Genomic DNA, 12209 nt, shown 5'->3' on the forward strand with positions numbered 1-12209 from the left:
GGCGGGGCCCGATCGCGCCAGCCTGGGCACATGACGACGTACACCGCACGACCCATCGACCCGCCGGTCCTGAAGGAGCTGCGTTCCACTGACGACGCAGGACGCGAGACGGTTCCCGTGACGGACGAGGAGGGTGGCGCGCCGCTGCGCTGCTGTCTGCGCCGGAGCGTCCCCGGCGAGCGGATCGCCCTCGTCTCCTACGCGCCCCTGCGCCGCTGGGCCGCCCGGACCGGCGCCGAGCCGGGCGCCTACGACGAGCAGGGTCCCGTGTTCATCCATGCGCAGGAGTGCCCGGGGCCGGACGGCGGCGGCCTGCCCTTCGCCGAGGCGCACCGCACCGTCCGCCGTTACTCCGCCGACGGGCACATCCTGGGCGGCCGGCTGGTCGAGCACCGCGGCGACTTCGAGCAGGCCTTCACGGAGGCCTTCGCCGACCCCGAGGTGGCGCTCGTGCACGTACGGGCCGTGGAGTACGGGTGCTTCCTGTACGAGGTGCGGCGGCCGTAGGGCCGGCCCCGGGTATGCGGAAGGGGCGGCCACGCGATCGTGGCCGCCCCTTCCGTGCTGGTCGCTGTGCGCTACTTCGCGGTGAGTTCCGCCGCCACCAGTTCCGCGATCTGGACGGCGTTCAGGGCCGCGCCCTTGCGGAGGTTGTCGTTGGAGATGAACAGGGCCAGGCCGTGCTCGACGGTCTCGTCGCGGCGGATGCGGCCGACGTACGAGGGGTCCTTGCCGGCCGCCTGGAGGGGGGTGGGGATGTCGGTGAGGACGACACCCGGCGCGTCGGCGAGCAGCTCGGCCGCCCGCTCCGGGGGGATCGGACGCGCGAAACGGGCGTTGACCTGCAGCGAGTGGCCGGAGAAGACCGGGACGCGCACACAAGTGCCGGAGACCTTGAGGGCCGGGATCTCCAGGATCTTGCGGGACTCGTTGCGGAGCTTCTGCTCCTCGTCGGTCTCGTTCAGGCCGTCGTCGACGAGGTTGCCCGCGAAGGGGAGCACGTTGAAGGCGATGGGACGCTTGTAGACGCCCGGCTCCGGGAAGTCCACCGCCTCGCCGTCGTGGGTCAGCTTGTCCGCGTCGGCGATCACCTTCTGCGCCTGCCCGTGCAGCTCCGCCACACCCGCGAGCCCGGACCCGGACACCGCCTGGTAGGTGGCGACGACCAGCGCCTCCAGGCCGGCCTCGGCGTGCAGCGGCTTCAGCACCGGCATCGCGGCCATCGTGGTGCAGTTCGGGTTGGCGATGATGCCCTTGGGCCGGTCGGCGATCGCGTGCGGGTTCACCTCGGAGACCACCAGCGGCACCTGAGGGTCCTTGCGCCACGCGGAGGAGTTGTCGATCACCACGGCACCCTGGGCGGCGACCTTCTCGGCCAGCGCCTTGGAGGTCGCGCCGCCCGCCGAGAAGAGGACGATGTCCAGGCCGGTGTAGTCGGCGGTCGCCGCGTCCTCCACCGTCACACCGTCGAGGACCGTGCCGGCCGAGCGGGCCGAGGCGAACAGCCGCAGCTCGTCCAGCGGGAAGTCGCGCTCCGTGAGGATCCTGCGCATGACCGTGCCGACCTGACCGGTGGCTCCGACGATTCCGACCCTCACTGCGACTCCTTCACATGGCTTGCTGGTGCCCCCTGCGTGGCCGGGGCCTTTCCATCATGCGTCTCACCCCGGCCCACGTGTCCAATCCTTTGCCCGAGGAATGGGACGGGTCTCACGTCAGCCGCGCAGTTCGATGCTCCACTTGCCGGACGTCCTGATCTGGAGGAATCCTCCCGGAACGCGCTGCAGACCGGAAGCCGTGCTGATCCGGCGCACCGGTTCCAGGCGTTCGTCCAGTTCCCACAGCACCACCAGGTCCAGCATCCCGCGCGGCTCGTGCTTGACCATCACCTCGGCCTCGGGCCCGGTGTGACGTACGACTCCATAGCCCTGGCCCTCCACGAGCTTGCCGAGCACCGGTACGGAGGCCGTGTCCGCGGTCTCGATCCGCCAGGCGGTGTCGACGCTCGCGGCGAAGACGTGCACATAGCAGTACCCGGCGGCCGAGACCCACACCGGTCCGACGGTCGGGCGGCGCCGCCCCACGCTGTCGGCCGAGATCCGCAACTGCCCGTCGGCCTGCAGGGTACGGGTCTCCAGCGGCTCCGTGTCGGAGGTGGTGCGGCGCAGACCGAGCAGCGCGGGCGGGCCGTCGTAGCGGAACACCGCGCTGCCGCGGCCCTCCGCGGCACCGGTGAGCTGCGGCACCTGCTCGATCGGCAGCAGACGCAGGCTCCAGTCGCCGCCGTCCTCCACCTTCAGCCGCACCTCCGGCTCGCCCTTGCGGAAGAGCACGGTGCGGCCGTGCCTGCCGTGCCTGGAGCCTTCGAGGAACGTCTCCTCGTCGTCGTACTCGTCCAGCAGCTTGACCCGGTACGACGCGAAGGTGCCGGCGTCGGTGAAGGAGTACTCCAGCAGCGCGGGGTGTCCGGGGGCGGGGTTGGCGAGGGTGACCGTGCGGTCGCCGCGGCCCGTCCAGGCACCGGCGGCCTGCGCGGCGGCCCCGTCGAACACGGGCAGGGGCCGGGCGGTGAGCTGCCAGGGGCCGTCGGCCTCCAGGAGCAGCAGCAGGGGGCCGTCGGGCAGGGGCACGGTCTGGCGGAACGGGTCGGTGTCGTTGACCAGCAGGTCGTACTCGTCGGGCCTGGTGAGATACCGGGCCTCCAGGCACTTCAGCCCGAAGTAGCCGCCGCCGTCCTCGTCGCCCGCGAAGTCGACGTCGAGATCGGCCGCCGTGCCGGTGTAGGCGATGACCTCCGGGCCGTATCCGCTCAGCGGGCCCTGGCCGATCCGGCGGGCCACCGACAGCGGCTGTACGGACACCGTCCAGTCGTGGTCGGCCTCCACCCGCAGCCGCAGCGGGCGGTCCGCCGGGGGCAGCACGAAGGCGCGGCCGCGGAAGTCGCGCAGGGTGCTGTTGTAGAGGAGCTCGTCGTCCTTGTTGCGGCGGGTCAGGGTGTGCATCCCGAAGTAGCCGTCGCCCTCGTGCCGGGCCTCCACGATCACCGGGCCCGGCGGCAGGGGCGCGTCCACGGAGACGACGCCGTTGCCGCGGCCGCGCTGGAGGTACGGCGGGAACTCGGGGCCGAAGGAGTAGGGCACGGCGTCCTGCGGGGCGGCGGGGGAGGGGTGGGCCGCGGCGGGCGGCGCCGTAGGGACCGTGGGCGGCGGGGGCACGGGTGCCGGGGCCGGTGCCGGCTCCTCCACCGCGATGCCGAAGTCCGTCGCCAGCCCCGCGAGCCCGGAGGCGTACCCCTGCCCCACCGCCCGGAACTTCCACCCCCCGTTGCGCCGGTAGAACTCCCCGAGCACGAACGCGGTCTCGCTCGACGCGTCGGTCACCGCGTAGTGCACCGCCGGCGCGCCGTCCGCCGTCACCGCCTGCACATACAGCCCGGGCACCTGCCCGAACACCCCGCCGTCGCAGGAGCCCGCGATCAGCACCCGCTGTATCTCCGGCTCGACGCGCGGCAGGTCCACCTCCAGCCACTCGGCGAGCATCCCGTCGCCCTCGCCCGCCCCCGTGTGCCGTACCGCCCCGGAGGGGTGTGCGGGCTGGTTGTAGAACACGAGGTCGGCATCGCCGCGGACCTTGCCCGCCGCGTCGAGCAGCAGGGCCGACGCGTCCACGACCGGCGTCCCGGGCACGTTCCGTCGGCAGACCGCGACCCGTAACGGGCCTGCGGGGACAGGGGTGTTCGCGCCTTTGGTGATGTGCGTCATGGGGTTCATGGTGACAGCGGAGGCGGCGTGAAGTCGATGCGTCGGAGACGAGTGGATCAAGTGGAGGAGCGGGGTCCGGAAGATCGCGGAAAATCACCGCGAACGTTTCGGCCCGCGCCTGCGTCATAGGGGAAACGCGGCGAGGGGAGGGGTGGCTGTGCTGCGCAGAAAGGCCCGCCGCGGCCAGGGTGCGGATCACAAAGGGGACGATCCGCTGGACGCGGCCCAGGAACGCCGGGTGCGGGCGGTGCTCGCGCTGGGCGGGGTGCCTCAGGCGGACCTGCTGGACGGGGTGCAGCAGGTCCGCCTTCGGCTGCTGGAGCGGGCCGCGAAGGGCGAGGAGGCGCCGCGGGACGTCTCGGCCTGGGCGGCTGTCGTCGCCTCCAACCTCGCCATGGACTGGCACCGCGCCAAGCGCCGCCAGGAACGGCTCGGCGAGCGGCTGGCCTCGCTCCGGCAGGGCGACCACCCCTCCGGCGAGGACACCAGCGTGCTCTCGCTCGCCGTGGCCCAGGGCCTGGACGACCTGCCCGACAGCCAGCGCCAGGTCGTCGTCCTGCGCTTCTACGCCGACCTGCCGGTGCGCGGGATAGCCGAGGAGCTCGGCATTCCCGAGGGCACGGTCAAGAGCAGGCTGCACACGGCGGTACGGGCCCTGCGCGCCCGCCTGCACGAGGACGAGGTGGTGTGACGTGACCGCCGAACACGATGGATACGACGGACACGACGGATACAGCGGACACGACGGACACGACGGATACGGCGGACACGACGACGGCGACTCCGGCCTGGATGCGCTGATGGCCGTCCTCATGGACCGGCCGCTGCCGGACGAGGTCCGCGCCGATGCCGCGTTCATGGCCGAACACGGCGCCGCGGCGGCCGATGTGGCGCTGCTCCGGGAACAACTGGGCTTCCTCGCCGAGGCGTTGGTCGAGCCCGCGACGGCACCGAAGCCGGTACCGGTGAGCGCGGTACGACCCGTGCGCCCCCGTCGGCCCCGTGCGCGGAACCTCGCCTTCGGGGCCCTCGCCGTGGTCGCCGTGGCGGCCGTGCTGTCCGGGATGGCCTGGCTGCTGACCCAGACGGGGAGCACCATGGCGGGCGGGGCGAGCGACAGCGCGGCCAAGGCCGCCGACGGAAAGTCGGGCCGTGGGCCGATGTACACGGCCTGCGCCCGGCTCGTGGTCGAGGGCCGTGTGACCGCCGTAGAGCGGGTCCCGGGCACCGGACAGCGGCGGGTCACCCTGCGCGTGACCCACTACTACAAGCCGGCCGAGGGCAAGGACGAACTCACCTTCCTCACGGACGAGTCGGTCGACCCGGCCCCCCGCGAGGGCGAACAGGTGCTGGTCGGCTTCGCGGACCGGGCCGCCGTCCCGGACCTGTGGGTGACCGGCAAGCAGGAGATCGCCGACGAGCGGGCCGCCCTCGTCGCCGACGCGTCGCCGTCCGCGACCGGCACTCCAGGCTGCGAATGACCCGCGCACACGAAGGGGCGGGCGCCCACCAGGACGCCCGCCCCCATGTTCCGAAACGGTGTTACGGAGTGACCTTCCCGATCTTCACGCTGCCCACGCCCGCGACCGTGCCGCGCGCGTTGACCAGCTGGACCCGGCCGAAGAACTCGCGTCCCTCGGGAGCCACCGCGGCCGCCGTGACCTGACCGGTCACCGTGGCCGAGTCACCCGTGCCGAGCTTCACCGGCGCCGAGCCGTCGACGGTGACGGAACCGAGCGTGGAGGAGAAGAACACGTCCCTGTAGTCGTAGTCGGTCGAGCCCGACGGAACCGAGTAGCCCACGACCTCGACGGTGTAGGTGCCGGCGGCCGGCGAGGCGATGGAGACCGCCTCCTCGGAGTCGCCGTCCGCGGACTGCGCGACCTTCTTGCCGCTCGCGTCGTACACCGTCAGGTCGAGGTCGGCCGCCGTGTCGGAGACACCGCCGATGGCCACGTCCAGCGACTTGGCACCCTCGGGCACGGTCACCGTGGTGGTCCGGGTCTCGCCCTCCTTGATCGACGGCCGGGCCGTCTTCGAGGAGCCGAGCGGGCCGCCGACGAGCTTGCCGTCCAGGGCCGCGTACTTGTTGGTCACCTTCCAGGAGACGGCGGCCGGGCTGCCGACCTTGGCCTCGGGAACGGTCACGGTCTCCGGGTCGAAGGCCGCGCCGAGGACGGTGACGTCCAGCTTGTACGGGTTGTCGAGCAGCGGCGACGTACGGCGCGACTCGACCTCGATCTCCCAGACGCCGGCCTGTGGGTCCGCGTACGAGCGCACGTCGGGCTTGCAGCCGTTGCCGTCCAGGTAGTTGTTGTAGCAGAACGGCGTCGAGGTGTTGTCGACCGGAACGCCGTACGGGTGGATCGCGATGAACCGCGTCTGGCTCTTGTCCTTCAGGCCGCTCATCGCGACCTCCAGGGACTTGGCGCCCGCCGGGACGTTCAGGAAGTACGACCGGGTGCTGTTGCGCTGCACCGAACCCGACGCGGAGACGGCGTAGCCGACCGGGGTCGACACGACGACCGTGGTGAGGATCTGCTTGTCGACGCCCTCGGTCCTCGGGTCGTCGACCTCCAGGATCGCGCTCTTGATGCCCGCGGACCGCGGGGCCGCCTGGACCTTGACGGTCACCGGCTGGTTCAGCGGCAGCTTCACCATGTCGTCGCCGACGATCCGGAAGGTGTCACCGGCGTTGTTCACGAAGTTCAGCTCGTGCCACAGCGCCCGGTCCGGGCCGGAGGTACGGGTGATGGTGACGTCGTACGTCTTCTTCTGACCCGCCTTCAGGCCGCCCTCGCGGTCGTACAGGCCGGTGCCGAAGCCCGGTGTCTTCAGGGCGAAGTCGATCGCGGTGTCGACGGGCGCCTTGACCGTGTAGTCGTGCGCGGTCGCCTCGTCGCGGATCGCGTCCCAGGCGTCGACGATGTCGATGCGGCCCGCACCCTCCTCGTACGCCTGCGCACCCTGGATGTGGTGGGCGGTCGAGGTGAGAGCCGTGCGCAGGTCGGCCGGGCTGAGGGCGATGCCCTTCTGCTTGGCGGCGCTCAGCAGCAGCGCGCTCGCGCCCGCCGCCTGCGGGGACGCCATCGAGGTGCCCTGGAGCATCGAGTAGCCGGCCGGCAGCGAGTAGCCCGACTCGGCGACCGGGGAGCCCGGCAGCCAGGTCTGGGTGGAGTTGATCGAGGCGCCGGGCGCGACGAGCGTCGGCGTGAAGCCGCCGTCCTCGCGCGGGCCGCGGGAGGAGAAGGGCAGCAGGGCGTACTTCTTCTCCACGGCGGAGCCGTAGTTGGCGGCCCAGGTCTCCCTGGAGATGCCCGCGCCGACCGAGATGACCTTGTCGGCCAGGCCGGGGTCGCCGATGGTGTTGGCGCCGGGGCCGGAGTTGCCCGCGGAGATGACCAGCTGGACGCCGTAGGTGTCGATGAGGCGCGTGTACAGCTCGGCGCGCGCGTTGTTGCCGTCGTTGAGCGCCGGGAGACCGCCGATGGACATGTTGACGATGTCGACGCCGCGGCCCGCGACGAGGTCGATCATGCCCTCGGTGAGCGCGACGTTGGTGCAGCCGCCGGTCCAGGTGCAGGCGCGGGAGGAGACGATCTTCGCGCCGGGGGCGGCGCCGTTCATCTTCCCGCCGAACAGACCGTTGGCGGAGGTGATGCCGGCGACGTGGGTGCCGTGCTCGGACTCGATGACACCGATGTTGACGAAGTCGGCCTTCTTGCCGACCCAGGACCCGCCGTACGGGTCCATCGGGACGTCCTTGCGGATCTGCACGACGAACGGCTGCCGCTCGACCACGTCGGTGGCCGGGTTGTCGGTGCCGAAGTAGCCGATCTGGTAGCCGTCCTTGTACGGCTTCATCGGCGTGTCGTCGGAGAAGTCGTAGTTGTTGTTCAGGTCGACGGTGACCGTGCCGGCCGCCGCGTCGTACAGGACGCCCCAGGAGTCGGTGGTGTCGCCGTCCCGGTTGGCGTCGCCCGCCGCGTCTCCGCCGGTGGTGTACGACTCCTTGAACGTGCTGATCTGGTACGACCCCGCGGGCGCCGTCCAGGTCCTGCCGCCGTAGCTGAAGCTCGGTCCGGACACGGCCGTCACCATCGGACGCCAGGTCTGGTCGCTGTCGACGATCGGGTCGGTCGCCGTCACCCAGTCGACGATCTTCCGCTCGCCGGTGGTGGTCTTCTGCAGCGCCGGGTGTCCGAGGTCGACGCCGGAGTCCAGGATGCCGATGGTGATGCCGCGGCCGTCCGCCTTCGGGTGCTCCTTGACGAAGTCGACCGCGCCGGTCTCGAAGGACGGGTTGTACGGGTTCGTGGCCGGGGTGTTCTTGCCCGGTGCCGGGTAGGCGGCCGCGGTCCCCGCGCTCCCCGCGCCCTTGGCGGTGTCCGCGCTCGGTGCCGGGTCGTCGAGCTGGATCTCCTGGCGCAGGTCGATGGCGTGCACCGAGGACAGCTTCGCGGCGGCGGCGATGGCCGCGTCGGCCCTGCCGGTCGGGACGGTGGCGCGGACATAGCCGAGCTTGTCGTACGTACGGCCCACCGAGCCGCCCTTGACCGCGTCCAGCTCCTGGGCGACCTGCTCGGTCCTGCCCGGGGCGGTCGCGATCATCATCGTGACGTTCTTGTCCCCGGCGGCCTTGGCCTCGGCGAGCAGGTCGGCGTCGTCCGAACCGAGCTTGTCGTGGGCGGACTTGACGCCGGGGTCGGCGGCCGCGGGCGGTGCGTCGGCGGAGAAGGCCATGGGTATCGGCCCTGCCGCGGAGAGAGCGGCCACCACGCCGACGGCCACGGCAATGCGGGCCAGGCGTCTCGGGCCGGGTATGGGTTCGCGCTCGGGGGTGTGGGTCATCGGCATCCCTTGTAGGTGGAGACTTCCGTGCCGGACGAGCGCACAGCTTTACCCAAGAGACGGAACTTTGGGGAGTGTTGACCGAATCGAAATTGATGTATGGGGAAAACCCGCTATCGGATGTGGGGGTTTAAATCCCGAATCGATCAGGTTTCTTCCTTGGAGCGGGCGTAATGCCGGGACGCCTTCGCGCGGTTGCCGCACGCGGCCATGGAGCACCAGCGGCGGGTGCCGTTCCTCGACGTGTCGAAGAAGTGCAGGACGCACGACTCATGGGCGCAGCCGCGGATCCGGTCGGGGGCGGCGCTGAGCAGTTCCAGATAGTCGCGGGCGGCGAGCCAGGCAGGCCCCCAGGCGGGATCGCTGAACTCGGCCCGCTCGCCCGGCCCGTCGGCGGTGAGCGTGGGCCGGATCCGGCCGTGCGCGAGGACCGCGTCGACGAGCGGCGCGCCTTCCTCGGGCGACCCGTCCACCACGGCCTGCAGCGCGTCCCGCGCCTGAAGAAGGTGACGCAGCACCTCCGCGTCGGCGGCGTACTCGCCCGCCAGCCCATTGCTCACCAGCCACACCGCCAGCCCCTCGGTGCCGGTGAGCAGGTCCTGGGCGACGCCGTCCCGGCTCCACCGCGTGTTGAGCAGATCGAGCGAGAGCGGCTCACCGGTGAGCGGACGGGGGTCGGGGCTGACGGACATCGGGCACTCACTCCTTCTCCACTAACCGCTCAAGGGTACGTGACCGGTTGGCGCCCTCGTCCCGCGCTCGCCCTCCGGCCGCAGGCCCGGGGGCGTGGCTGCTGAGCGCGGGTGCGGCGGACTCCGCGACCAACAGGGTCTGGAGCCTCGCCCCTGACCGGCACCCCGGGGTTCGCCCGGGGCACGGGCCCCGGCGGTTCTCCGCCGCGGGCGGGCGGCCCCGGCGCCTCGCGCGCGACGGCCCTCGCCGCGCCGGGTGCCCCCGTCGGCACCATCGCGCTCGACCCGCACACCCGCCGCCGAGCATGCGCCTGAGCCGCCGGCTCCGGCCCGCCCCCGGATACTCGCCTGCCAATCCCGAGCGGGCGCGTTAACGTCCCTCCGTGCGCGAGAAGTTGAGGGTGGCGGCCTACGCCGTGTGCGTTCGTGACGGACAGATCCTGCTTGCCCGCTCCCCGGCTCCCGACGGCACCCCCGAGTGGGTGCTGCCCGGTGGTGGCATGGAGCACGGTGAGGATCCCTACGACACCGTTCGCCGGGAGGTGACCGAGGAGACCGGCTATCGCATCGAGGTGACCGGTCTTCTCGGCGTGGATTCGTTCCGCCACCTGCGCGGGCGCCGGGGGCCGCGCTTCGCCACGGACCACCACGGCGTACGGATCATCTACGAGGGCGAGGTCGTCGGCGGTGAACTCCGCAACGAGATCGACGGCTCCACCGACCTGGCCGCCTGGCAGGACCTGTCCGCGGTGCCCGGACTCACCCGGGTGCGCCTGGTCGACATCGCCCTGCGGCTGTGGCGCGAGCGACCGGCGCAGGGGCGGGTGGAATCCGTCTGACGGGGGGTGGGAAGAGGCTTCGCCCGCCGTGGGTCCGGGGTCCGTCCCCTACCCCGTGAGATGAACACTGAGTGACCGCCCCCGGGCCACCCGAAATCCACTCCATGACCGCCCCCGTACGGCGTGATCCACGTACGGTGATCGGCGCTGCCCGTTGCCGCCGCGTTCACGCGCAGGTCATCCCCGCTGCCAACGATCCAAAGTGAGCGGGATGTTCGCGACAGCGATCGCCCGCGACCACAGCCGACGCGTTCGTACTCGGGGAGATCGCGCCATGTCGCGCATACGCTCTGTCGCCACCTCCGCGCTGGGGGTCAACCGCCGTACCGTCCTCGCCGCCGCCGGAGCGGTGTCCGTCTCCGCGGGCATCGGCTACGCCCTGCGCCCCACCGACAGCCAGGCCGCCACCACGACCCAGACGCCGGTCGCCTCCTCCCGCAGGGCCCCGGCGGCCCCCCTCGCCCCCTACACCAAGGGCACCACCCTCGCCACGGTCGCCGCACCCCGCACCAGCTCCGGATACCGTCGCCTGGGCGACGGCGCCGGCTGGAAGCGCGTCGTGCGCAGCGAGCTCGCCGCCCCCAAGTCCGGCCGCGCGGGCCGCCGTACGCCCCTCGCCGCCTTCGTGCAGTTCACCGATCTGCACCTGATGGACGTCCAGCACCCGCTGCGCCTGGAGTTCCTGCGCTCCACGGACCCGCACGCCTGGCGCCCGCAGGAGGCGCTGACCGTGCAGGGCGCCATCTCGCTCGTCGAGCGGGTCAACGCGCTGCGGGGCGCCCCGGTCACCGGCTCCCCGCTGCACTTCGTCATGACCACCGGCGACAACACCGACAACAACGCCCACTCCGAACTGGAGTGGTTCATGAAGGTCATGAGCGGCGGTCGGATCACCCCCGACTCCGGTGACGCGCGGCACTACGAGGGCGTGCAGAACAGCGGTCTCAAGCTGTACTGGCAGCCGGACTCCACGCTCCGCGACGGCGACAAGGCCCTTGGATTCCCGCACCTCAAGGGCTTCTTGGCGGCCGCCGTCCGGGAGGTCCGCAGCCCCGGTCTCAACCTGCCCTGGTACTCCACCGTCGGCAACCACGACGCGCTGCCCCTCGGCTGCTACGGCTCCCACGGCGACCCCTACCTCGCCGAGGCGGCCATCGGCGGCAAGAAGCTGATGAACGTGTCCGCCGCCGAGGCCAAGAAGCTCCAGGACGCCATCAAGAACGCCAAGGACCCCAAGGGCGTCGGCTACCGGGACTTCCTCAAGGCCCACGCGCGGTCCATGCGCTCGGTCACCCCGGACGAAAAGCGTGCCCCGTACACCTCCGCCGACTATCTGAAGGCCCATCTGGACCCGGCCCACCAGGGCATCGGACCGGTCGGCCACGGCTACTCCTCCGCCAACCTGGCTGCGGGCACCCAGTACTACACCTTCCGCATCGCCGACGACGTGATCGGCATCAGCCTCGACACCACCGACGCCGGCGGCCACTACGAGGGCTCCATCGGCACCGCCCAGCTGAAGTGGCTGGACAGGACGCTGCGGGACAACAAGGACTCGTACGCCGTCGTCTTCAGCCACCACACCAGCAAGACGATGACCAACACCCGCCCGGACCCGGCCCACCCCGGTGAGCGCCGGCACAACGGTGCCGAGGTCGTGTCCCTCCTCAGCAGCCACGCCAATGTGCTGGCCTGGGTGAACGGCCACATCCACAAGAACGTGGTCACCCCGCACGCCGCGTCCGGCGGCCGCTCCTTCTGGGAGATCTCCACCGCCTCGCACGTCGACCATCCGCAGCTCGCCCGGGTGATCGAGCTGGTCGACAACAAGGACGGCACGCTGTCGATCTTCACCACGCTCATCGAGTCGGCCGCCCCCCACCGGACGAACTTCGCCGACCTCAGCCAGACGGGCCTGGCCGCCCTCTACCGCGAGCTCTCCTTCAACGCCCCCGGCGCCGGCAAGACCCTCGCGGGCGACGCGAACGACCGGAACACGGAACTGGTGCTGAAGAAGGGCTGAAAGTCACTCAACCGGTTCCCCGGCAGGCAACCCGCGCCGATCT

The 12209-nt window shown here is 71.6% G+C and carries 9 protein-coding genes; 5 read left to right on the forward strand and 4 right to left on the reverse strand.

The features are described 5' to 3' along the window. Positions 1-30: 30 nt before the first annotated feature. A complete protein-coding gene (locus tag ACFY1J_RS01765; protein ID WP_390730394.1) occupies positions 31-507 on the forward strand; it encodes a DUF1203 domain-containing protein in 477 nt (158 codons plus the stop codon). A 71-nt stretch (positions 508-578) separates the two neighbouring features. Here the strand turns inward: ACFY1J_RS01765 and ACFY1J_RS01770 are convergent, their stop codons facing one another. Both ACFY1J_RS01770 and ACFY1J_RS01775 read right to left on the reverse strand, forming a co-directional pair. Next, entirely contained in the window at positions 579-1598 is a 1020-nt protein-coding gene (locus ACFY1J_RS01770; RefSeq protein ID WP_390706646.1) for an aspartate-semialdehyde dehydrogenase, read from the reverse strand. A gap of 117 nt (positions 1599-1715) precedes the next feature. Then, entirely contained in the window at positions 1716-3761 is a 2046-nt protein-coding gene (locus tag ACFY1J_RS01775) for a TerD family protein (RefSeq protein WP_390730395.1), read from the reverse strand. A gap of 151 nt (positions 3762-3912) precedes the next feature. Here ACFY1J_RS01775 and ACFY1J_RS01780 point away from each other — a divergent pair, with 151 nt between their 5' ends. Together ACFY1J_RS01780 and ACFY1J_RS01785 are read left to right on the forward strand one after the other, a co-directional pair. Next, positions 3913-4452: a sigma-70 family RNA polymerase sigma factor gene (locus ACFY1J_RS01780; RefSeq protein ID WP_390706644.1), complete on the forward strand. Its 540-nt coding sequence runs from the start codon at positions 3913-3915 to the stop codon at positions 4450-4452. Position 4453: 1 nt separating this feature from the next. After that, positions 4454-5242 carry a hypothetical protein gene (locus ACFY1J_RS01785; protein WP_390730396.1) on the forward strand — a complete coding sequence of 263 codons (789 nt, stop codon included), beginning with the start codon at positions 4454-4456 and terminating at the stop codon, positions 5240-5242. Positions 5243-5303: 61 nt separating this feature from the next. On the opposite strand, the gene ACFY1J_RS01790 is transcribed toward ACFY1J_RS01785, so the two are convergent. Both ACFY1J_RS01790 and ACFY1J_RS01795 read right to left on the reverse strand, forming a co-directional pair. Next, on the reverse strand, positions 5304-8612 hold the full coding sequence (locus ACFY1J_RS01790) for a S8 family serine peptidase (RefSeq protein WP_390730397.1): 3309 nt from the start codon (positions 8610-8612) through the stop codon (positions 5304-5306). Between the two features lie 146 nt (positions 8613-8758). After that, positions 8759-9304, reverse strand: coding sequence for a CGNR zinc finger domain-containing protein (locus ACFY1J_RS01795; protein ID WP_390706641.1), 546 nt, complete (start codon positions 9302-9304; stop codon positions 8759-8761). A 383-nt stretch (positions 9305-9687) separates the two neighbouring features. Here ACFY1J_RS01795 and ACFY1J_RS01800 point away from each other — a divergent pair, with 383 nt between their 5' ends. Continuing rightward, positions 9688-10143, forward strand: a complete 456-nt coding sequence (locus ACFY1J_RS01800; protein WP_390730398.1) for an NUDIX hydrolase — start codon at positions 9688-9690, stop codon at positions 10141-10143. A 274-nt stretch (positions 10144-10417) separates the two neighbouring features. Beyond that, positions 10418-12166 carry a TIGR03767 family metallophosphoesterase gene (locus tag ACFY1J_RS01805; protein WP_390730399.1) on the forward strand — a complete coding sequence of 583 codons (1749 nt, stop codon included), beginning with the start codon at positions 10418-10420 and terminating at the stop codon, positions 12164-12166. Positions 12167-12209: the final 43 nt, after the last annotated feature.

This window comes from Streptomyces sp. NPDC001406, from assembly GCF_042895285.1.
Lineage (GTDB): Bacteria > Actinomycetota > Actinomycetes > Streptomycetales > Streptomycetaceae > Streptomyces.